We start from the raw sequence: 22,981 nt of genomic DNA, 5'->3' as shown, positions 1-22,981 counted from the left end.
ACCCGGCCTACAGAACCCGTAGGCACTCGCAAGCGCAGCGCCGCCGGGCAAATAAAAAAGGCCCTTACGGGCCTTTTTTATATTCTGGTTTTTCTCACGCGATCCGCATAAACAGACAGCGTTTGTTTGAGCACGTCCAGCGTCACCGGTTTCGACAGGCAGCTGTCCATGCCTGACTCCAGACAGCGCTGTTTCTCTTCCGCCAGCGCGTTCGCCGTTACGCCCACGACCGGCAGCGTCAGGCCAAGCTGTCGGATGCGCTGCGTCAGCCGGTAGCCGTCCATGTTAGGCATGTTGACGTCGCTCAGCACGATATCAATATGATTTTTACTCAGCACATTCAGCGCATCCACGCCGTCATTGGCGGTTTTGCACTGATAGCCCAGCGATCCGAGCTGGTCAGCCAGCAGGCGGCGGTTAATCGGATGGTCATCCACCACCAGAATCATCATATCGTCATTCACTGACGCCAGACCTTCCGGTGACGGCAGCGCGACTGCACCGTCGTTCTCTTCCAGCTCAACTTTATAGATACGGGCCAGCAGGCTCAACAGCTCATGCGGCGTTGCGACGCTGTGCACCCATTCCCCCGGCGCACGTTCAACCGGTATGCCAATGTGGCGACGGCAGAAGAGCACCGTTCCTCTCCCCTGCCACGGCTGTTCCGGCATCTCGTCGGCGATGAGCACATCGTCCACGTCCGGCGTCTGGCCTTCATAGCGGCAGACCCTCACGCCGCTATGGGCGAGCAGCGCCGTCAGATAGTCATTCAGAGAGGCATTATTGACCGCCAGCCAGCAGCGCTTATCGTTCAGCCCGTCAACCGTGGCTTTTGCCGGATACTGCGCGGAATAGAGCGGAATGCGGATCGTGAACTGGCTGCCCATGCCGGGCTCGGTATCCACGGAAATGTCGCCGTCCATCATGCTGACGAGCTTCTCGCAAATCGCCAGCCCCAGACCGGTGCCCTGGAAGTTACGCTGCACGCCGGTGCCGACCTGGAAGAACGGGTCGAACAGACGCACCACCTCCTTGGCCGGTATGCCCACCCCCGTGTCGCGCACGCGGATGCTGAGATAATCTCCCGCCCGGCAGACGTGTAGCACAATGCAGCCAATATCGGTGAATTTGATGGCATTGCTGAGCAGGTTAGAGATGACCTGCTGCAGGCGCATCGGGTCGCCGTGCAGCGTCAGCGGCACGTCCGGTTCAATGAAGCAGTAGAGCCCCAGCTGTTTACGCACCACCAGCGGCAGATAGTTGGCGCTTATGTGGTTCATGACCTCACGCGGCGAAAACTCACGCGGCTCGATTTTCAGCTGCTCAGACTCAATTTTAGAGAAGTCGAGAATATCGCTGATGATCTTCAGCAGCAGGCTGGAGGAGTTGTTCATCGCCGTTACCAGCCGGTCGACGCCTTTCGGCAATTCCTTCGTCTGCAGCAGATCGAGGTTACCGATAATCCCGTACAGCGGCGTACGCAGCTCGTGACTGACGGTAGCCAGGAACATGGATTTCGACTGGCTGGCCTGCTCCGCGGCCTGCGCCATCTCCTGCAGCGACTCTTCCATCTTCACGCGCGCGGAGACATCCACCAGCACGCAAATCGCTACGTTTTCATTGCGATAGCGGGAATGAACAAAGCTGATCTGCAGGTTAGTGTGGGTGCTGGTGAGTACGTCGACAAAGTTCACCTGCTGGCCGCAGATGATTTGCGTCAGCCTTTGCCGGTCCTCGTGCGTCAGCATGTTCAGGTAGTTGTGCGCCAGCTCGTTACTCAGGATGTTGGTCCCGTCCTGGGTACGAAGAATGCAGATCCCCACCGGAGCCGAAGCGACAATCTTGCGGTTGAACTGCTCGTGCTCCTCCAGACGCTGGGCGTCACTTTCGGCGGGAATAAAGATTCTCCGCTCATACATCCGCGCCAGCGTAAACAGCGCCCCACCCACCAGCAGGTTCAGCAGGATCGCATTCATAATAAGAATGCGTATCCGCTCAAGGACCATATCCACCGGCAGCGAGTAAACAATGCTCAGCGACGATGGCGGCAGGCTTTTTTTCAGCACCAGCTCGCGGAAGCCGGAGGTGTAGCCAAACCATGAGCGTTCCTGCATCCAGTGCGGATCGACGTTCAAACTTTTATCCGGCCCGGCGAGAGAGATCAGCTGATGCCCGTTTTCATCCAGAATGGTCACGCCCATCGGCAGGCTGCCCGGCGTGAAGAAGTTTTCCATGCGGATGGTCTGCTCAATCCCCAGCAGCGCCTGCAGACGATTGCCCAGGTAGACCGGCGTCAGCGCGTAGAAATAGCCCACGCCCATGCGCGGCCCCTGGCTAATCCAGAAGATGTTGTTCCCGCGCTCGTCCTGCGGCGCATTGCGATATTTCACAATACGCTCGTGCAGGCTTTTCAGCGCATCATCGCGCTCGACGGGCACATCGCGCAGGCCAAAGTCAGCCATGCAGAGGTTTTCACTGCCAATCAGGAATACGCGGTTGAGATCGTAAGCGGCGGAGAAGTTGTCGCGCCAGTAGCGCATAAACCAGGCGAGAGATTCCAGCGACCCGCGCCAGGTGCTGCTCATGGTGGAGCAATCAGAGTCCGGGAACAGCGGCTGGAAGTCCGGCACTTCGGTTTTGTCATTGCGCCCGCGCAGGGCAAGGATACCGTTTTCTGCCGTCAGCCGATTTTCGGCAATATACTTCAGCTCCTTCATCACGTCAGACGTTCGCTGAATGTAGCGCTGGGCCTGATCGGAGCTTAAATTAAACTCCTGGCGGATCTCCGCTTCTTTCTGGTTCAGCGCATTGACGATGTAAAACACCGACAGCAAGGCCACCAGCAGCCAAAGCAGGAGCGCCAGCGCCCGGAACAGATAGCGAGAAACTTTCAGCGTGGTACGAAAGGAGACGAGGTATTTCAAAGGGGCGAGGCTCCGCCGTCGGGGTCAAAAGAATGTGGTTAAGGTAGCGGTAAACGCGGCTTGTCGCAACGTTCACGTATCTGCATCTGCAAAAGAAAAGGGCCGGAATCCGGCCCTTTATGCGTCAGAAGAGATTACTCGTCAGCGTCATCCGCTGCGTCGTCGTCGCTCTCTGCTTCCGGTGCGATTTCATCATCACCTTCCGCGACGCTGCCGTCGATGGAATCGAGCTCTTCGTCGTCCACCGGCTCAGCAACGCGCTGCAGACCGACCACGTTTTCATCTTCCGCCGTACGGATGAGGATAACGCCCTGGGTGTTACGGCCCACCACGCTGATCTCGGATACGCGCGTACGCACCAGCGTACCGGCATCGGTGATCATCATAATCTGGTCGGCATCGTCCACCTGCACCGCGCCCACAACGGACCCGTTGCGCTCGGTGACCTTGATGGAGATAACGCCCTGCGTGCCGCGTGACTTGGTCGGGTATTCGCTTTCCGCCGTACGTTTACCGTAGCCGTTCTGGGTGACGGTCAGGATTGCGCCTTCGCCACGTGGAACGATCAGGGAAACAACGGAGTCTTCACCCGCCAGCTTAATACCGCGCACGCCGGTCGCCGTACGACCCATTGCGCGCACGGCGTTCTCTTTGAAGCGCACCACTTTACCGGCCGCAGAGAACAGCATCACTTCATCAGAACCGGAGGTCAGATCCACACCGATCAGCTCGTCGCCTTCGTTCAGGTTCACCGCGATAATCCCGGCGGAACGTGGACGGCTGAACTCGGTCAGTGCGGTTTTCTTCACGGTACCGCTGGCGGTCGCCATAAAGACGTTCACGCCCTCTTCGTACTCGCGTACCGGCAGGATGGCGGTGATACGTTCGTTCGCTTCCAGCGGCAGCAGGTTGACGATTGGACGACCGCGCGCGCCACGGCTCGCTTCCGGCAGCTGATAGACCTTCATCCAGTACAGACGGCCACGGCTGGAGAAGCAGAGGATCGTGTCGTGGGTGTTGGCCACCAGCAGACGGTCAATGAAGTCTTCTTCTTTAATACGTGCCGCAGATTTACCTTTACCGCCACGACGCTGTGCTTCGTAGTCGGTCAACGGCTGATACTTCACGTAGCCCTGGTGAGACAGGGTCACTACCACGTCTTCGCGGTTGATCAGATCTTCAATGTTGATATCAGAGCTGTTGGCGGTGATTTCGGTGCGGCGCTCGTCGCCGAACTGATCGCGGACCAGCTCCAGCTCTTCGCGGATCACTTCCATCAGGCGCTCGGCGCTACCCAGGATGTGCAGCAGCTCAGCAATTTGCTCCAGCAGCTCTTTGTACTCGTCGAGCAGTTTTTCATGCTCAAGGCCGGTCAGCTTCTGCAGGCGCAGATCCAGAATCGCCTGGGCCTGCTGTTCAGTCAGGTAGTACTGACCGTCACGCACGCCGAATTCAGGCTCGAGCCACTCAGGACGCGCGGCGTCGTCGCCCGCACGTTCCAGCATCGCCGCCACGTTGCCCAGATCCCACGGACGCGCAACCAGCGACGCTTTCGCTTCTGCCGGCGTCGGCGCACGGCGGATCAGCTCGATGATCGGGTCGATGTTCGCCAGCGCAACCGCCAGCGCTTCAAGGATATGAGCGCGATCGCGCGCTTTGCGCAGTTCGAAGATGGTACGACGGGTCACCACTTCGCGGCGGTGACGCACGAACGCGCTCAGGATCTCTTTCAGGTTCATGATCTTCGGCTGACCATGGTGCAGCGCAACCATGTTGATACCGAAGGAGACCTGAAGCTGAGTCTGGGAGTACAGGTTGTTCAGGACAACCTCACCCACCGCGTCGCGCTTGATTTCAATCACGATGCGCATACCGTCTTTGTCAGACTCGTCACGCAGCGCGCTGATGCCTTCAACGCGTTTTTCTTTTACCAGCTCGGCGATTTTTTCAATCAGACGCGCTTTGTTCACCTGATACGGGATCTCGTGAACAATGATAGTTTCACGGCCGGTTTTGGCGTCCGCTTCCACTTCGGCGCGGGCACGGATGTAAATCTTGCCGCGACCGGTGCGGTACGCTTCTTCAATGCCGCGACGACCGTTGATGATCGCCGCCGTCGGGAAGTCCGGGCCCGGGATGTGTTCCATCAGCCCTTCAATGCTGATGTCTTCATCGTCGATATAGGCCAGGCAGCCGTTGATCACTTCCGTGATGTTGTGCGGCGGAATGTTGGTCGCCATACCCACGGCGATACCGGACGAGCCGTTCACCAGCAGGTTAGGGATCTTCGTTGGCATGACGTCAGGAATTTTTTCCGTGCCGTCGTAGTTATCAACGAAATCAACCGTCTCTTTTTCCAGGTCGGCCATCAGCTCATGGGCAATCTTCGCCAGACGGATTTCCGTATAACGCATTGCCGCGGCGGAGTCGCCGTCGATAGAACCAAAGTTACCCTGACCATCTACCAGCATGTAACGCAGCGAGAACGGCTGCGCCATACGGACAATGGTGTCGTACACCGCGGAATCACCATGGGGATGGTATTTACCGATTACGTCACCAACGACACGGGCAGATTTTTTGTAGGCTTTATTCCAGTCATTGCCCAATACGTTCATGGCGTATAGTACGCGACGGTGTACCGGCTTCAGGCCATCGCGGACGTCCGGCAGCGCACGGCCAACAATGACCGACATCGCATAGTCCAGATAGGAGCTTTTCAGCTCTTCCTCGATGTTAACCGGTGTAATTTCTCTCGCAAGGTCGCTCATCTAACCGCTATCCCTCTACTGTATCCCGGATTCAAAGGTCGCAAATTATAACACAGCCGCGGTGATACAGGTAAACCTATACGCTTTATTCACAGGGATTGCCTGATATACTCATTTGTCTTGCTAAATAAGGAGTAAAAGCGCCCATGAATGCCGAAAAATCCCCGGTGGCACACAACGTTGACCACGAAGAGATTGCCAAATTTGAAGCGGTGGCGTCCCGCTGGTGGGATCTCGAAGGTGAGTTCAAACCGCTGCATCGCATTAACCCGCTGCGTCTGGGCTATATCGCGGAGCGTTCCGGCGGTCTGTTCGGTAAGAAAGTGCTCGACGTCGGCTGCGGCGGCGGCATCCTGGCGGAGAGCATGGCGCGCGAAGGGGCCACCGTCACCGGCCTGGACATGGGCTTCGAGCCTCTACAGGTTGCCCGTCTTCATGCGCTGGAGTCCGGTATACAGGTGGAATATGTGCAGGAAACCGTGGAAGAGCACGCGGCAAAACATGCTCACCAGTACGATGTGGTGACCTGCATGGAGATGCTGGAGCACGTTCCGGATCCGCAGTCCGTGGTAAACGCCTGTGCAAAACTGGTGAAGCCGGGCGGCCAGGTCTTCTTCTCGACAATTAACCGCAACGGTAAAGCCTGGCTGATGGCCGTGGTCGGCGCAGAATATGTGCTGCGCATGGTGCCGAAAGGGACCCACGACGTGAAGAAGTTTATCAAGCCTGCCGAACTGCTGGGCTGGGTTGACCAGACGTGGCTTAAGGAGCAGCACATCACGGGCCTGCACTACAACCCGCTAACGGATAAATTCAAACTCGCACCGGGCGTGGATGTTAACTATATGTTGCACACAACCGCCAAAAACGACTAACGTCATTCGTTATTCTTATAAAGATTGCGCGACATCATGTTGCGCAATTCTGACCGCCCGTTGAAGAAATCAGCACTCGATCAAATTTTGAATTTTTTTTCTTAATTATTGACATCTCTTCCAGGCCTTACAGTACGAGGACTTAAGCTTTTTTACCCTTTCACAACCTCAATTTAACCTCAAAATCAACCCTTGTGCTGAAAAGATTCGATACTAGAATACTCACCATATAGCGTTTTTCTTATCGCAAACCCCCTATATGTAGTATTTATCCACAGAGTTAGTCACAAGACGGATCTGTGGATAAGCGGGGGATATTTTTTATTTCACGGACAGGTAAAACCCACATGAATCAGAGTCTGCTGGTGACAAAGCGCGACGGTACTACCGAGCGTATCAATCTGGACAAAATCCATCGAGTTCTCGACTGGGCAGCAGAAGGGCTGAACAACGTATCTATCTCCCAGGTTGAACTGCGTTCCCACATTCAGTTCTACGACGGCATCAAAACGTCTGATATCCACGAAACCATTATCAAAGCAGCGGCGGATCTGATCTCCCGCGACGCACCGGATTATCAGTACCTCGCTGCGCGTCTGGCGATTTTCCACCTGCGTAAGAAAGCCTACGGCCAGTTCGAGCCGCCGAAGCTTTACGATCACGTGGTGAAAATGGTTGAGCTGGGCAAATACGACACGCATCTGCTGGAAGACTATACGGAAGAAGAGTTCGAGCAGATGAACGGGTTTATCGATCACTGGCGCGACATGAACTTCTCCTACGCGGCGGTGAAGCAGCTCGAAGGCAAATACCTGGTTCAGAACCGTGTGACCGGTGAGATCTACGAAAGCGCCCAGTTCCTCTATATTCTGGTGGCTGCCTGCCTGTTCTCAAACTACCCGCGCGACACCCGTCTGGACTACGTGAAGCGTTTCTACGATGCGGTATCGACGTTCAAAATTTCTCTGCCAACGCCGATCATGTCTGGCGTGCGCACCCCTACCCGTCAGTTCAGCTCTTGCGTACTGATCGAGTGTGGTGACAGCCTGGATTCCATCAACGCCACCTCCAGCGCCATCGTGAAATACGTCTCCCAGCGTGCCGGTATCGGCATCAACGCCGGTCGCATCCGCGCGCTGGGCAGCCCGATTCGCGGCGGTGAAGCGTTCCACACCGGCTGTATCCCGTTCTACAAGCACTTCCAGACGGCGGTAAAATCCTGCTCTCAGGGCGGCGTGCGCGGCGGCGCAGCGACCCTGTTCTACCCAATGTGGCACCTGGAAGTGGAAAGCCTGCTGGTACTGAAAAACAACCGCGGCGTGGAAGGCAACCGCGTGCGTCACATGGACTACGGCGTGCAGATCAACAAGCTGATGTACACCCGTCTGCTGAAAGGGGAAGACATCACCCTGTTCAGCCCGTCCGACGTCCCGGGCCTGTATGACGCGTTCTTCGCCGATCAGGACGAGTTCGAGCGTCTGTACACCAAATATGAAAAAGACGACAGCATCCGTAAACAGCGCCTGAAGGCGGTAGACCTGTTCTCCCTGATGATGCAGGAGCGCGCCTCTACCGGCCGTATCTACATCCAGAACGTTGACCACTGCAATACCCACAGCCCGTTTGATCCGGCGGTTGCGCCAGTGCGCCAGTCTAACCTGTGCCTGGAGATCGCCCTGCCAACCAAACCGCTGGAAGACGTGAACGACGAAAACGGCGAAATCGCCCTGTGTACGCTCTCCGCGTTCAACCTGGGTGCGATTAAAAGTCTGGACGAGCTGGAAGAGCTGGCCGTGCTGGCGGTACGTGCGCTGGATGCCCTGCTGGACTACCAGGATTACCCAATCCCGGCCGCTAAACGCGGCGCAATGGGCCGTCGTACCCTGGGTATCGGCGTGATCAACTTCGCCTACTGGCTGGCGAAAAACGGCAAGCGTTACTCCGACGGCAGCGCTAACAACCTGACGCACCAGACGTTCGAAGCGATTCAGTACTACCTGATGAAAGCCTCTAACGAGCTGGCGAAAGAGCAAGGCGCGTGCCCGTGGTTCAACGAAACCACCTATGCAAAAGGCATTCTGCCGATCGACACCTATAAGAAAGACCTGGATGCGATCGTCAGCGAGCCGCTGCACCTGGACTGGGAAGGCCTGCGCGAGTCCATCAAAACGCACGGCCTGCGTAACTCCACGCTCTCTGCCCTGATGCCGTCCGAGACCTCTTCGCAGATCTCCAACGCCACCAACGGTATTGAGCCACCGCGCGGCCACGTCAGCATTAAAGCGTCGAAAGACGGCGTGCTGCGTCAGGTGGTGCCGGATTACGAAACGCTGGGCAACAACTACGAACTGCTGTGGGAGATGCCAAACAACGACGGCTACCTGCAGCTGGTGGGTATCATGCAGAAGTTTATCGACCAGTCGATCTCTGCCAATACTAACTACGACCCGACGCGCTTCCCGTCCGGCAAGGTACCGATGCAGCAGCTGTTGAAAGACCTGCTCACCGCCTACAAATTTGGCGTGAAAACGCTGTACTATCACAACACCCGTGACGGTGCAGAAGACGCGCAGGACGACCTGGTACCGTCAATTCAGGACGATGGCTGCGAAAGCGGCGCATGTAAGATCTAATGAAGGGCGGGGATATCCCCGCCTTTATTTCGTAAGACAGGACATACTCATGGCATATACCACCTTTTCACAGACGAAAAACGACCAGCTCAAAGAGCCAATGTTCTTCGGCCAGCCGGTCAACGTGGCACGCTACGATCAGCAAAAATATGACATCTTCGAAAAGCTGATTGAAAAGCAACTCTCCTTCTTCTGGCGTCCGGAAGAAGTTGACGTTTCCCGCGACCGTATTGATTACCAGTCGCTGCCGGATCACGAAAAGCATATTTTCATCAGCAATCTGAAGTACCAGACGCTGCTGGACTCCATTCAGGGCCGTAGCCCGAACGTGGCGCTGTTGCCGCTGATCTCGATTCCTGAGCTGGAAACCTGGGTGGAAACCTGGGCGTTCTCTGAGACGATCCACTCCCGCTCTTATACCCACATCATCCGCAACATCGTGAACGATCCGGCGGTGGTGTTTGACGATATCGTCACTAACGAGCAGATCCAGAAGCGCGCGGAAGGCATTGCGCACTACTACGACGAGCTGATCGAGATGACCAGCTACTGGCATCTGCTGGGCGAAGGCACCCACAGCGTGAACGGCAAAACCGTTACCGTGAACCTGCGCGCGCTGAAAAAGCAGCTGTACCTCTGCCTGATGAGCGTTAACGCCCTGGAAGCGATCCGCTTCTACGTGAGCTTCGCCTGCTCCTTCGCCTTTGCCGAGCGCAAGCTGATGGAAGGCAACGCCAAAATCATCCGTCTGATCGCTCGTGACGAAGCCCTGCACCTGACCGGCACCCAGCACATGCTGAACCTGCTGCGCAGCGGTACGGACGACCCGGAGATGGCGGAAATCGCCGAAGAGTGCAAGCAGGAGTGCTACGACCTGTTCGTGCTGGCGGCGCAGCAGGAGAAAGAGTGGGCAGACTACCTGTTCCGCGACGGCTCCATGATTGGCCTGAACAAAGATATTCTGTGCCAGTACGTGGAGTACATCACCAACATCCGCATGCAGGCGGTTGGTCTGGACCTGCCGTTCCAGACGCGCTCTAACCCGATTCCGTGGATCAACACCTGGCTGGTATCCGATAACGTGCAGGTTGCGCCGCAGGAAGTGGAAGTGAGCTCTTATCTGGTCGGTCAGATTGATTCTGAAGTCAACACCGACGACCTGAGCGACTTCCAGCTCTGATGACGCGCGTAACGCTGAGCCTTTCTGGCACCGAACTGCTGTGCCAGGAAGAGCACCCTTCCCTGCTGGTGGCGCTTGAAGCGCATCAGGTGGAGGTAGAGTACCAGTGTCGTGAAGGCTATTGCGGCTCCTGCCGCTGCCGTCTGGTCGCAGGCCAGGTGGACTGGCTGACCGAACCGCTGGCCTTTATCAGTGAAGGGGAAATTTTGCCCTGCTGCTGCCGGGCAAAAGGCGATATTGAGATTGAGATGTAAAAAAGGGCCTTACGGCCCTTTTTCTATTTTAAGAACGTCACCGCTTTATCCGGGAAATCCGTAAACAGCCCGTCCACGTCCGCCTGCTTATACAACACCTCGTAAAGCTGATTCACATCGGTGGCATATGGCGGCAGCTGGTCGGCACGCACCGTGTACGGATGCACCTGCATCTTGCTGGCGTGCGCCTCTTTCACCATCGCCGTCAGCTTCACGTGGCCAGGCGTTGAGCCTTCCGCCACCAGCATGTGATAATCCGGCCCGATGCCGTCAGCGTACTGAGCAATCTGCTTCATCGCGCCCGGCTTGAACATCCAGTCGTAGCTGTAGTTCACCCACTTCCCGTCCGGCTGTTTCTCCTGGGTTTCGTTCCAGTCGGTGTAGGCAATCAGCTGCACCAGATTGAGATCCATCCCCATCTTCGGCTCCAGCTCGGTTTTGATGCGCTTCAGCTCGGCGGCGTCAAAACACTGCAGGTAAACTTTATCCTTCTTGCTGGTGTAGCCGTACTGTTTCAGCACCTCCAGCGTCTTCGCGGCAATGTCCTTCCCTTCCTGATGGTGGAACCACGGCGCTTTGATTTCCGGGTAGATACCGATATTTTTACCGGTCGAGTGGTTCAGCCCCTGAACAAACTCAATCTCTTCCTGGAAGGTATGGATCCGGAAGTCAGATTTGCCCATCGGGAAGCGTCCCGGGTAGACCTGCACCTTCTTGCCGTTTTCAATCTCAAAGCCTTCGGTAAACTTCAGAGAGCGAATTTCATCCAGGGTAAAGTCGATGGCGTAGTAACGACCGTCTTTGCGCGCGCGGTCCGGGAAACGCTCCGCCACGTCCGTGACGCGGTCAAGATAGTGGTCATGCAGGACGACCAGCTGGTCGTCCTTCGTCATCACCAGATCCTGCTCCAGGTAATCCGCCCCCTGGGCATAGGCCATCGCTTTCGCCGGCAGCGTATGCTCCGGCAGATAGCCGCTGGCACCGCGGTGGGCGATAACGATTTTATCGGCCGCCAGGGCAGAGCCAGTCATCAGGCCTGCCAGCAGCAGGCCGGTGGTTAATGGAGTTAATTTCATCGCAATGCTCCTTATTGACGACGCGCCAGCACTTCCGCGTGGTGACGTTTCTCGCCGATCATCACAACAACCAGCAGCAGAACCGCCAGCACGCTGCCGCCGATCATCACCATAAAGCCGCCGTCCCAGCCGAAGAAGTCAACGGTGTAGCCCACGATAGCGCTCGCCGCGACGGAACCACCGAGGTAGCCAAACAGACCGGTAAAGCCTGCCGCCGTGCCCGCCGCTTTTTTCGGCGCCAGCTCAAGCGCGTGCAGACCGATCAGCATCACCGGGCCGTAAATCAGGAAGCCGATAACGATCATACAGGCCATGTCTACTGATGGGTTACCCGGCGGGTTAAGCCAGTAAACGACAGTCGCGATGGTTACCAGGGTCATAAAGAACACGCCCGTTGCGCCGCGGTTGCCTTTAAACACTTTGTCCGACATCCAGCCGCAAATCAGCGTGCCCGGGATCCCGGCATATTCATACAGGAAGTACGCCCAGGAGGATTTATCCAGCGCGAAGTGCTTCACCTCTTTCAGGTAGGTCGGGGACCAGTCAAGGATGCCGTAGCGCAGCAGGTATACGAACACGTTCGCCACCGCGATGTACCACAGCAGCTTGTTCGGCAGCACGTACTTCATGAAGATCTGTTTCGCGGTCAGCTCTTCTTCGTGCTTCTCGCTGTAGTCATCCGGATAGTCATTTTTGTACTCTTCGATTGGCGGCAGCCCGCAGGACTGCGGCGTGTCGCGCATCAGGGCGAAGGCAATAATCGCCACCAGAATAGCACCAAAGGCAGGCATGTAGAGCGCCGCGTGCCAGTCGTTGAACCAGGCCATCCCCAGCAGGAACAGCAGAGGTGGAAGCCCGCCCCCGACGTTATGCGCGCAGTTCCACACCGACACAATGCCGCCACGCTCCTTCTGCGACCACCAGTGCACCATGGTACGTCCGCACGGTGGCCACCCCATCCCCTGGAACCAGCCGCAGAGGAACAGCAGCACGAACATGATGGCAATGCTGGACGTCGCCCACGGCACAAAGCCCATGAACAGCATGACCGCTGCCGCGAGGATCAGACCGGCGGGCAGGAACACGCGCGGATTCGAACGGTCCGACACGGAACCCATGATGAATTTAGAAAAACCGTAGGCGATGGAGATCCCCGACAGCGCGAAGCCCAGGTCGCCGCGAGAGAAGCCCTGCTCCACCAGATACGGCATGGCGAGCGCAAAGTTTTTACGTACAAGATAGTACGCCGCATACCCGAAGAAGATCCCGAGGAAGATTTGCCAACGCAGACGGCGGTAGAGAGGATCGATCTCTGCCTCTGGCAGTCGCGCCCGATGTGGCGCAGGTTTGAAGATACTGAGCATAACAGCCTCCGTGGCCTTTCAAAAAATGACCAGGCATCTCGCGCCCGGTTACAGAGGCGGGGATGTTAAAAAAACATGCGGTTTGTTACTGTGAATCAACGCACAGATTGTTACAGAAATATGACAGAATGCGCAAAAAAGCGCATGAAATCACGTTTCAGTTTCGAATTTCGCGCGTTTATGTTCGAAATCAAACAAACCACACGATCTATGTGGCTAAATGCTAAAAAACGAACATAGAGGAAAGGCAATGACAATTCACGATCCACGCTACAGCGATGTGATTATCATTGGCGGTGGCGCAACCGGCGCCGGCATCGCACGCGACTGCGCCCTTCGCGGCTTAAGCGTCACGCTTCTGGAGCGCCACGATATCGCCACCGGCGCGACGGGACGTAACCACGGCCTGCTGCACAGCGGCGCGCGGTATGCGGTCACCGACGGTGAATCCGCGCGCGAATGTATCGCTGAAAACCAGATCCTCAAGCGTATCGCCCGACACTGCATAGAGCCGACCGACGGCCTCTTTATTACCCTTCCCGAAGATGACCTCGCCTTTCAGTCAACCTTCATAACCGCCTGTACTGCAGCGGGCATTCAGGCTGAGGCTATGGATCCGGCGCTGGCCCGGCGGCTGGAGCCGTCGGTGAACCCGACAATGATCGGCGCGGTGAAGGTGCCTGACGGCACCGTCGATCCGTTCCGCCTGACCGCCGCCAACATGCTGGACGCCCGCGAGCATGGCGCGCGCATTCTGACCGGACATGAAGTGACCGGGCTTATCCGCGAGGGTCATCGCATCTGCGGCGTGCGGGTGTTTGATACACAGTACAACGAGCACAGCGAGCTGCACGCCGCCGTGCTGGTCAACGCGGCGGGGATCTGGGGCCAGCGCATCGCGGAATACGCCGACTTATCCATCCGCATGTTCCCGGCCAAAGGTTCGCTGCTGATCCTTGACCACCGCATCAATAACCACGTCATCAACCGCTGCCGCAAACCGTCTGACGCCGACATTCTGGTGCCGGGCGACACCATTTCGCTCATCGGTACGACGTCAACGCACGTTGACTACAGCGACATTGACGTCAACCGGGTCACCGCCGAAGAAGTGGATATTCTGCTGCGCGAAGGGGAAAAGCTGGCGCCGGTGATGGCGCAGACGCGTATCCTGCGCGCCTACGCGGGCGTGCGTCCCCTTGTCGCCAGCGATAACGATCCGAGCGGACGTAACGTCAGCCGGGGCATCGTGCTGCTCGATCACGCCGAGCGCGACGGCATGGACGGGTTTATCACCATTACCGGCGGCAAGCTGATGACCTACCGGCTGATGGCCGAGTGGGCGACCGATGCCGTCTGCCGCAAGCTCGGAAATACCGAACCGTGCGTTACCGCAGAACAGCCGTTGCCGGGATCGCGCCAGTCTACCGAAAAAACGCTGCAAAAAATCATCTCCCTGCCCGCGCCACTGCGCGGTTCGGCCATCTACCGCCACGGCGACAGAACGCCGCAGTGGCTCGGTGAAGGACGACTGAGCCGCAGCCTGGTGTGCGAGTGCGAAGCCGTTACCGCAGGCGAAGTGCAGTACGCGGTAGAGAACCTGACGGTCAACAGCCTGTTGGATCTCCGCCGCCGCACCCGCGTCGGAATGGGGACCTGTCAGGGCGAGCTGTGCGCCTGCCGTGCCGCCGGGCTGCTGCAGCGTTTTCATACCACCACCGCCACCCAGTCGCTCGATCAGCTCAGCGCGTTTTTGAACGAGCGCTGGAAAGGCATTCAGCCTGTCGCCTGGGGCGATGCCCTGCGCGAAAGCGAATTTACCCGCTGGGTCTATCAGGGGCTTTGCGGCCTGGAGAAGGAGCAACACGATGAAATTTGATACCGTAATCGTCGGCGGCGGGCTGGCAGGCTTGCTCTGCGGCATCAAACTCACGAAGCAGGGGCTGCGCTGTGCCATTATCACCCGCGGCCAGAGCGCCCTGCACTTCTCGTCGGGATCGCTGGATCTGGTGGACGAAGCGTACCGCGACAGGCTGCCGCCGGAGCACCCCTATCACCTGGTTGGCGCGCAGCATATTGACCGCTTTGCGCTGGAAGCCGAAGCGCTGCTGGCGGGCTGCGGCGCGCGTCTGAAGGGAAGCGCCAGGCAAAATCACCAGCGCATCACGCCGCTCGGCACCCTGCGCTCCGCGTGGCTCAGCCCGGAGGAAGTCCCCGTGGCCCCCGTCAACGCGGGACGAGTGCGGGTGGTGGGTATTAGCGGCTTTCTGGATTTTCAACCCCATCTCGCTGCGGCCTCGCTCTGTCGCCAGGGCATCAACGCCGACACGGCAGAAATAGAGCTGCCCGAGCTGGATATCCTGCGCGATAACCCGAGCGAGTTTCGCGCGGTGAATATCGCCCGTTTTCTGGATAACGAGGACAAATGGCCGCTGCTGTATGACGCGCTCAGGCCGCTCGGTGAAACCTGCGATGCCCTGTTAATGCCCGCCTGCTTTGGTTTAAACGACAACCGGCTCTGGCGCTGGCTCTCGGATCGTCTGCCCTGCACGCTCGGTTTACTGCCGACGCTTCCCCCTTCCGTACCCGGCATTCGTCTGCACACCCAGCTTCAGCGCCAGTTTGTTGCGCAGGGCGGCGTGTGGATGGCGGGTGACGAGGTGAAAAAAATCACCCTGACCGACGGCGCGGTGAGCGAAATCTGGACGCGCAACCACGAGGATATTCCGCTTCGCGCCCGCTATACGGTGCTGGCGAGCGGAAGCTTCTTCAGCAACGGGCTGCTGAGCAGCCGGGAGGGCATCCGGGAAGCGATTATGGGGCTGGATGTGCGGCAAACCGCTTCCCGCACGGACTGGTATCAGTGTGATTTCTTCACGCCGCAGCCCTGGCAGCAGTTTGGCGTAATTGTCGATAACCGGCTACATCCGCAGCTTTCCGGTATGCCCGCCGATAATCTTTTTGCCATCGGCTCGCTGCTGGGCGGATACGATCCGATCCCCCAGGGATGCGGCGGCGGGGTTTGCGCCGTCACGGCGCTGTATGTAGCCGAGCAGATTATCCAGCGCGTGGAGGCTGAACAATGAATGACACCCGTTTCGAAAGCTGCATTAAATGCACGGTCTGTACCACCGTCTGCCCGGTCAGCGGCGTAAACCCGCGCTACCCTGGGCCAAAGCAGGCCGGGCCGGACGGCGAGCGCCTGCGCCTGAAGGACGGCAGGCTGTACGACGAGGCGCTGAAATACTGCATCAACTGCAAGCGCTGCGAGGTCGCCTGCCCGTCGGACGTAAAAATCGGCGACATCATCCAGCGCGCCAGGGCGCGCTACAGCACGCAAAAGCCGACACTGCGCGATGCGATCCTGAGCCATACCGATCTGATGGGCAGCGTCTCCACGCCGTTTGCCCCGCTGGTGAATGCCGCAACCTCACTCAAGCCGGTGCGTCAGCTGCTGGATGCCACGCTTAAAATAGACCATCACCGCAGCCTGCCAAAATATTCTCACGGCACCTTCCGTCGCTGGTATAAAACCGTCGCGGAGCAGCAGGCGCAGTACGACGATCGGGTAACCTTTTTCCACGGCTGCTATGTGAACTACAACCACCCGCAGCTGGGAAAAGACCTGCTGAAGGTGCTGAACGCCATGGGAACCGGCGTACAGCTGCTTAGCAAAGAGAAGTGCTGCGGCGTGCCGCTGATTGCCAACGGGTTTACCGATAAAGCGCGCAGGCAGGCCAAAAGCAACGTCACCTCCCTGCGCGAAGCGATTGTGGATAAAGGCATGCCGGTGCTGGCGACGTCGTCCACCTGCACCTTCACCCTGCGCGATGAGTATCCGCACCTGCTGGACGTGGATAACGCCGGACTGCGCGAGCACATCGAGCTGGCGACGCGCTTCCTCTGGCGCAAGCTGGACAGCGGAAAGACGTTGCCGCTGGGAACATTGCCGCTGAAGGTGGTCTATCACACCCCGTGTCATATGGAGAAAATGGGCTGGTCGCTTTATACGCTGGAGCTGCTGCGGTTAATTCCGGGGCTGGAGCTGACGGTGCTGGATTCGCGCTGCTGCGGCATCGCAGGCACCTACGGCTTTAAGCGTGAAAACTACGAAACCTCGCAGGCAATTGGCGCCCCGCTGTTCCGCCAGATTGAAGAGAGCGGCGCGGATATCGTGGTGACGGACTGCGAAACCTGTAAATGGCAGATTGAGATGTCCACCAGCAAGCGCTGCGAACATCCGATTACCCTGCTGGCGAAAGCGCTGGGCTGAACGTTGCCGGGGCGAAAGACCCCGGCACAGGCATTACTCAACGAACAGCGACTCGACAACGTTAATCCAGCCGTGCTCGCTGGCGACCTCTTTGCCGTTGAGCCAGCGGCGCAGCATATTCAGCGCCATCATGGCGCACACCTCCTGACGCACCGCCAGGCTGTGGCGGGTGATGCTCATTTTTACCCGCAGCGCCCAGGTGCCTTCCGGCGTCGCCAGCGCGAAGTTGAGGTAATCCTCATCCAGCCCGCCGACAAACAGCGCCAGACCGGCAAAATGCTTCACCCTTCTTTCGGAAGCCCAGCGGGCGGTTTGCGCCAGGGTCTCCTGCTGAAACGGAACAACTTCGCTGGCGAGCAGCGGGGCGTTGACGCGCGACAATTGCAGCGCCAGCAGGCCACCGGTGAACTGCTCGCTTAAGGTCACGCTGAGCTGGCGAGTCTGCAGATGTTTTGCAATCTGCTCAGGCAACCCTTCCGTCCCTTCAAAAATCAGGCTTTCGCCCGCCACGCGCTGCACCTCAGGCCACAGGGCCAGCATCGCCTCTTTCTGCGTGGCCGGTCCTGTTAATTTGAGTTCAATGATCGGCATAGAGGAGCGATAACCCATGGAGACGCCCGGCGGCAGCGGAAGGTGGTCAAGGCTCTGGGCCAGATCGCTTTCCGAGCGGCCAAAGGTGGTCAGGCGCAGGCACAGCGGAGGTTCAGGCAGAGTAAAACGCTGGCGAAGGCGCGGCAGGATCTGCTGCTCGACCATTACCTTAAATTCGGAGGGTACGCCCGGCGTGAAGAACATCAGGCAGCGGTTCAGCTGCATGGCAAACCCGCAGGCGGTACCGACCGGGTTATCAACCAGCTCGGCGCTGGCGGGAATTTCAGCCTGCTTGCGGTTGCTGGGGGCCATGACGCGGCCACGTTCGGAGAAGAAGCGTTCCATCTGCGAAAGCCACGCCTCGTGCAGCACCAGCCCTTCGCCTTTTGCGGTCGCGGCGGCCAGCGCGCTGAGATCGTCACCGGTGGGGCCGAGCCCGCCGTTCACGATCAGCACGTCGCACTGTTCACTGCGCTCGCGCAGAACAGCGACCAGTGACTCCAGATTGTCGCCCACGGTATTGCGGCGCGTTAACGGTAATCCTTGCTCAAAGAAAAGATCGGCAAGCCAGGCAGCATTGGTATCAATAATCTGTCCGTGCAGCACTTCGTCGCCGGTGGATAACATCTCCACGTTAATCATTGTGTTCTCCCGCTTATTTGGTCAAAACACTATAGCGCAAACGCGGGGTGGAGATGAGAGAAACTGGCGCGACGGAACGCCGCGCCGGAACGATTAGAAGCCTGCGCTCACGCCCACGTACGGGCCGTCAGCCAGCGCGTTATCGCGGTTGCCGTCTTTACCGGCCAGGTTCAGATAACGGTAGCCCGCTTCGATGGTAATCGGACGCATGATGGTCCAGCGCGCGCCGGCGTTGGCTTCTTCATAGCTGTCGATACCGCTGGAGAGGGAATCCGGAGAGTAGTAGTACTCGCCAAACAGGCCGAAGCTGTCGCCAATTTTCCACTGCAGGCCGCCGCCCACTGCCGCTGCGTACCCTTCATCACCGTCATTTGGGTTGGTGTAGATACCTTTACCGCCAACGGTGGCCAGGAATGGGCCAAGAGGAATATTCAGACCGAGGCCGAGGCTTGCCGCGTCGCCGTCGTCATCGTTGTGCGTCCAGCCGCCGGTCATTGCCAGACCGGAGGTGTCAGTACCCATGCCAAAACCGAGGTGGGTATAGTCCTGACCCGCCGAACCATTAATGCTAATGGCGTTAGCCGCCGCAGATACAACCATCAGGCCGAGGCCCAGTAATGCCACTTTTTTCATTGTCGCGATCCTGCATAATTATAGAGAAGTCCCCAAAACCGCGAGATTTTAACCTGAGTCTCCGGGGGATCAAGCACTCTGCGTGCGGCGGACAGGAAGATTGTAACGATTTGAAACCCCCGGCTTTTTTACGTAAGCAGCAGAAAGCGCATTTTGACGCAAAGGCCACCCAGCGTTTCGCTGCGAGTCAGCTGCAAATGGCTGCGGTGCAGCCGGGCGATATCCCCCGCCAGCGCCAGCCCAATCCCGGAACCGGCGGCGTTCCCGACGTTGTCCAGACGGTGGAAAGGCTGCATCGCCTGGTAGATCTGATCCTCTTCAATGCCGGGGCCGCTGTCCTCAACGCTCAGCTCAACGGCGCCGCCATCCACGCGCAGGAATACGGTCACGGTCCCGCCTGCAGGCGTATATTTAATCGCGTTCTCCAGCAGGTTGGCGCACAGCTCGCCCAGCAGAACGTCATCGCCTTCGATCGTGACTGGCTGCTGTACACCGTCATATCCTAAATCGATCGCCTTGCTCCGCGCCTGCGCCAGCCGGGAAAAGCAGCAGTTCTGCACCACCTGAACCAGATCCACAGGCGTAAAATGACGATCCCCCTGCTCTTTTCCCTTCACCGCTGAAAGCTGCAGCAGCCGTTCGGTGAGCACGATAGTGTCGTCCAGGGTGGCATTCATTGCCCGCAGGCTCTCCTGCCACAGGGCGGGATCCTGACGCGCGAGGGCGACGGAGACCTGGGTTTTAAGCACCGCCAGCGGCGTTTTGAGCTGGTGCGACGCATCCGCGTTAAAGCGTTCCTGACGCGAAAGCACGCCGCGCAGCCGGTCGATATAGCGGTTAAAGGCGACTATCAGCAGCCGGGTCTCCGACCAGGGCAGCAGCTCCGGCAGCGGTGCGAGCAGGCCCGGCTCGCGCCGCACCATCAGTGACGAAAGCTGGCGCATTGGGCGCAGCACGCGGCGCAGCAGCCATGCGGTCAGCACCAGCGTCAGCAGCACCAGCAGCCCCTGTGAAACCCAGGATGAAAAGAGCAGCTGGCTGGCGAGATAGCGGCGGGACTGGAGCGTCTCGGCGACGTAAATCTCCGCCATGCCAAAAACATTATCTTCATTTACGGGCTGCAGCAGGCGCGCCACCCGAATCGCCTGGCCGCGATATTCAGTGTGGTAAAACCAGGCCAGCGCCGGATAGAGCGTGGTGCGCGACGTCGCAGGCGGCATCTTCGGCAGATCGTCATAGCCGGAGATCACCCGGCCGTCGGGGTCGACCACCTTATAGTAGAGCCGGTCGTTCATGTTGAGCTCAAAGCTGTCGAGCACAACCCAGGGCACGCCCACCGCCAGCCTGCCGTTGCGCACCTCCAGCCGCTCGGAAATGGTGCGGGCAGAGGATAACAGCGTGCGATCGTAGGCCTGCGTGGCCGCCTGCAGCGCGCTAACGTAGCTGTTAAAGGCCGACAATCCCCACAGCAGCAGCAGCGGCAGACCCAGGAAAAGCAACAGCTGCAGATAGAGCGACTGCGGCTTAACCCACCTCATCGCCGCACTCCAGCACGTACCCAAGCCCCCGAAGGGTGGTGATCCGCACGCCGCTGCCGGTCAGCTTCTTACGCAACCGGTGAATATAGAGATCGATGCTTTCAGGGCTGACGTCGTCGTTCAGGCTGAACACCTGGTCGAAAAGCTGCTGTCGTGAAACCGGACGGGTCCGGCGGTGCATCAGCACTTTCAGCAGGGAGAGCTCCCGCGGCGTCAGGGAAAGCGGTTCATCGCGCAGCAGGAAAAAGCCCTCGTCGTCATACTCCAGCTCCCCAAGGCGCTGGCGCTCCTGCGTTCGACCCTCGCTTCGGCGCAACAGGGCGCGCAGACGCGCGTCAAGCTCCTCCAGCTCAAACGGTTTTGGCAGATAGTCATCTGCCCCGGCGTTCAGTCCCTTCACCCGATCCGCCACGTTGCTGCGGGCGGTAAGAAACAGCACCGGCAGCGTTTGCCCCCGTTTTCTGAGGCGGTGGACCACTTCCAGGCCGTCAAAACCGGGCATGCCGATGTCCAGAATAGCGACCGCGTAGTTTTCACCCTGCAGCAGATGGTCGGCGGCACGTCCGTCGGAGACGCAGTCCACGGCAAAGCCTTCCTGCACCAGCGCTTTCTCCAGCCAGTGGGCCAGCTCACGATTATCTTCTGCGAGTAAGAGACGCATGTCACATCCTGTAAAGTTGGTGTCCCGTTGAAAGGGAAATGAAAGGTTATTGTTTTAACAATCACGCAACGGAACCGCTACAAGGTGGTTCACATAATCAGAAAAAAAGACCCGTTCCCCCGGCGTGAGGATAAACGATGAAAAAACAATTACTTTCTACCCTTGCTGCAAGCGTATTGCTGTTGAGTACCTCTGTCGTTCAGGCCCAGGACGCTCCGTCCCGTACCGAATGTATCGCCCCGGCCAAACCGGGCGGCGGTTTCGATCTCACCTGCAAGCTTATTCAGGTCAGCCTGCTGGAGACGAAGGCCATTGAGAAACCGATGCGCGTCACCTACATGCCAGGCGGCGTGGGCGCGGTGGCCTATAACGCGATTGTCGCGCAACGTCCGGCGGAAGCGGGAACGGTGGTGGCCTTCTCCGGCGGCTCGCTGCTGAACCTGTCGCAGGGCAAGTTTGGCCGCTACGGTGTGGACGACGTGCGCTGGCTGGCGACCGTCGGCACCGACTACGGAATGATTGCCGTGCGTGCCGATTCCCCGTGGAAATCCCTGAAAGATCTGCTGACCGCTATGGAAAAAGATCCGAACAGCGTGGTGATTGGCGCAGGGGCGTCTATCGGCAGCCAGGACTGGATGAAAGCGGCCCTTCTCGCCCAGCAGGCGAAGGTTGACCCGCACAAGATGCGCTACGTGGCCTTTGAGGGCGGCGGCGAACCGGTCACGGCGCTGATGGGCAACCACGTTCAGGCCGTTTCCGGCGATCTCAGCGAGATGGTGCCGTACCTGAGCGGGGATAAAATCCGCGTGCTGGCGGTCTTCTCGGAAAAACGTCTGCCGGGCCAGCTGGCGAACGTCCCGACCGCCAAAGAACAGGGTTATAACCTGGTCTGGCCGATCATCCGCGGCTTCTTCGTCGGGCCAAAAGTGACCGACGCCGAGTACCAGTGGTGGGTCGACGCGTTCAACAAGCTCCAGCAGACCGAAGAGTTTAAGAAACAGCGCGATCTGCGCGGACTGTTTGAGTTTAACCTGACCGGGAAGCCACTGGATGAGTACGTCAAAAAACAGGTGAATGGCTACCGCGAACAGGCGAAAGCCTTTGGCCTGGCGAAATAACCGGAGGCGCTATGAGCGATCGTATTTTTGCCGGGATATGGCTGCTGCTCTGCGTTGGCGGGATGTTTGTCGCCTGGCAGATCCACAGCGAATACAGCTATGAACCCGTGGGACCCCGCCCCTTCCCGATGGGCATCGTCGGCCTGATGCTGCTCTGCTCGGTGGCGCTGCTGCTTCGCCACCCGGATACCGTCGAGTGGCCGCCGCGTCGCATTCTGCAGCGTCTGCTGGTGATGGTGATTGTCCTGCTGATGTATGCCTGGGGCTTTGAGTGGCTCGGCTTCCCGGTGGCGACCGCCATTCTGACGATGGTCATCGGCATGCTATTTAACGCCACCCTCCCCGCGGCGGGGATCTCAGGCGTGGTGATGGGGATTTTACTGTGGTACGCCTTTGACCGCCTGCTGGACGTGACGTTACCGCTCGGCGCCTGGCTTAATTAACGGAG

At 58.5% G+C, this 22,981-nt stretch carries 17 protein-coding genes; 9 read left to right on the top strand and 8 right to left on the bottom strand.

Features of this window, described 5'->3' with window-relative positions; all coding sequences use genetic code 11:
* Positions 1–77: 77 nt before the first annotated feature.
* Both rcsC and gyrA read right to left on the bottom strand, forming a co-directional pair.
* Entirely contained in the window at positions 78–2,924 is a 2,847-nt protein-coding gene (gene rcsC / locus IM313_RS17880; protein ID WP_047367976.1) for a two-component system sensor histidine kinase RcsC, read from the bottom strand.
* Between the two features lie 134 nt (positions 2,925–3,058).
* Positions 3,059–5,695 (bottom strand): DNA topoisomerase (ATP-hydrolyzing) subunit A, encoded by a 2,637-nt coding sequence (gene gyrA / locus IM313_RS17875; protein ID WP_028013903.1) that lies wholly within the window; start codon positions 5,693–5,695, stop codon positions 3,059–3,061.
* Positions 5,696–5,841: 146 nt separating this feature from the next.
* Here gyrA and ubiG point away from each other — a divergent pair, with 146 nt between their 5' ends.
* The 4 genes from ubiG (at position 5,842) to yfaE (ending at position 10,637) form a co-directional block, all read left to right on the top strand.
* Entirely contained in the window at positions 5,842–6,570 is a 729-nt protein-coding gene (gene ubiG / locus IM313_RS17870; protein ID WP_020690665.1) for a bifunctional 2-polyprenyl-6-hydroxyphenol methylase/3-demethylubiquinol 3-O-methyltransferase UbiG, read from the top strand.
* A gap of 347 nt (positions 6,571–6,917) precedes the next feature.
* Positions 6,918–9,203 carry a class 1a ribonucleoside-diphosphate reductase subunit alpha gene (gene nrdA / locus IM313_RS17865; protein WP_028013905.1) on the top strand — a complete coding sequence of 762 codons (2,286 nt, stop codon included), beginning with the start codon at positions 6,918–6,920 and terminating at the stop codon, positions 9,201–9,203.
* A 49-nt stretch (positions 9,204–9,252) separates the two neighbouring features.
* Entirely contained in the window at positions 9,253–10,383 is a 1,131-nt protein-coding gene (gene nrdB, locus IM313_RS17860; RefSeq protein WP_041908962.1) for a class Ia ribonucleoside-diphosphate reductase subunit beta, read from the top strand.
* Positions 10,383–10,637, top strand: coding sequence for a class I ribonucleotide reductase maintenance protein YfaE (gene yfaE, locus IM313_RS17855; protein WP_192971275.1), 255 nt, complete (start codon positions 10,383–10,385; stop codon positions 10,635–10,637). The genes nrdB and yfaE overlap by 1 nt, the downstream gene beginning before the upstream one ends.
* A gap of 23 nt (positions 10,638–10,660) precedes the next feature.
* Here the strand turns inward: yfaE and glpQ are convergent, their stop codons facing one another.
* Both glpQ and glpT read right to left on the bottom strand, forming a co-directional pair.
* Positions 10,661–11,713, bottom strand: a complete 1,053-nt coding sequence (gene glpQ, locus IM313_RS17850; protein ID WP_041908960.1) for a glycerophosphodiester phosphodiesterase — start codon at positions 11,711–11,713, stop codon at positions 10,661–10,663.
* A gap of 11 nt (positions 11,714–11,724) precedes the next feature.
* Positions 11,725–13,077, bottom strand: coding sequence for a glycerol-3-phosphate transporter (gene glpT / locus IM313_RS17845; protein WP_028013908.1), 1,353 nt, complete (start codon positions 13,075–13,077; stop codon positions 11,725–11,727).
* Positions 13,078–13,327: 250 nt separating this feature from the next.
* On the opposite strand from glpT, the gene glpA reads away from it, so the two are divergent.
* From glpA to glpC, 3 genes are read left to right on the top strand one after another with little or no spacing between them, the layout of a single operon-like run.
* On the top strand, positions 13,328–14,956 hold the full coding sequence (gene glpA, locus IM313_RS17840; RefSeq protein WP_192971274.1) for an anaerobic glycerol-3-phosphate dehydrogenase subunit A: 1,629 nt from the start codon (positions 13,328–13,330) through the stop codon (positions 14,954–14,956).
* The gene (gene glpB, locus IM313_RS17835; RefSeq protein ID WP_192971273.1) at positions 14,946–16,163 is read left to right on the top strand and encodes a glycerol-3-phosphate dehydrogenase subunit GlpB; all 1,218 of its coding nucleotides are present in this window, start codon (positions 14,946–14,948) and stop codon (positions 16,161–16,163) included. The genes glpA and glpB overlap by 11 nt, the downstream gene beginning before the upstream one ends.
* Positions 16,160–17,350 (top strand): anaerobic glycerol-3-phosphate dehydrogenase subunit GlpC, encoded by a 1,191-nt coding sequence (gene glpC / locus IM313_RS17830; RefSeq protein WP_192971272.1) that lies wholly within the window; start codon positions 16,160–16,162, stop codon positions 17,348–17,350. The genes glpB and glpC overlap by 4 nt, the downstream gene beginning before the upstream one ends.
* A gap of 33 nt (positions 17,351–17,383) precedes the next feature.
* Here glpC and IM313_RS17825 read toward each other — a convergent pair whose 3' ends face one another.
* The 4 genes from IM313_RS17825 to tctD all read right to left on the bottom strand — a co-directional run bounded on the left by IM313_RS17825 (position 17,384) and on the right by tctD (position 21,415).
* Positions 17,384–18,583 carry a nicotinamide mononucleotide deamidase-related protein YfaY gene (locus IM313_RS17825; RefSeq protein ID WP_041908955.1) on the bottom strand — a complete coding sequence of 400 codons (1,200 nt, stop codon included), beginning with the start codon at positions 18,581–18,583 and terminating at the stop codon, positions 17,384–17,386.
* 93 nt (positions 18,584–18,676) lie between these two features.
* Positions 18,677–19,216: a YfaZ family outer membrane protein gene (locus IM313_RS17820; protein WP_028013913.1), complete on the bottom strand. Its 540-nt coding sequence runs from the start codon at positions 19,214–19,216 to the stop codon at positions 18,677–18,679.
* 128 nt (positions 19,217–19,344) lie between these two features.
* Positions 19,345–20,754 (bottom strand): sensor histidine kinase, encoded by a 1,410-nt coding sequence (locus IM313_RS17815; RefSeq protein ID WP_192971271.1) that lies wholly within the window; start codon positions 20,752–20,754, stop codon positions 19,345–19,347.
* Positions 20,741–21,415, bottom strand: coding sequence for a transcriptional regulator TctD (tctD, locus tag IM313_RS17810; protein WP_028013915.1), 675 nt, complete (start codon positions 21,413–21,415; stop codon positions 20,741–20,743). The genes IM313_RS17815 and tctD overlap by 14 nt, the downstream gene beginning before the upstream one ends.
* 137 nt (positions 21,416–21,552) lie before the next feature.
* Between tctD and IM313_RS17805 the strand changes: the two genes are divergently transcribed.
* Complete coding sequence (locus IM313_RS17805; protein ID WP_192971270.1) at positions 21,553–22,533, top strand: tripartite tricarboxylate transporter substrate binding protein; 981 nt, start codon at positions 21,553–21,555, stop codon at positions 22,531–22,533.
* 11 nt (positions 22,534–22,544) lie between these two features.
* Complete coding sequence (locus IM313_RS17800) at positions 22,545–22,976, top strand: tripartite tricarboxylate transporter TctB family protein (protein WP_014884622.1); 432 nt, start codon at positions 22,545–22,547, stop codon at positions 22,974–22,976.
* The last annotated feature ends 5 nt before the right edge of the window (positions 22,977–22,981 follow it).

This window comes from Enterobacter cloacae complex sp. P2B (genome assembly GCF_014895985.1).
Classification (GTDB): Bacteria; Pseudomonadota; Gammaproteobacteria; order Enterobacterales; family Enterobacteriaceae; genus Enterobacter; species Enterobacter bugandensis.
The sequence above is the reverse complement of the archived record's forward strand: the minus strand, read 5'-3'. Positions and strand labels throughout refer to the sequence as shown.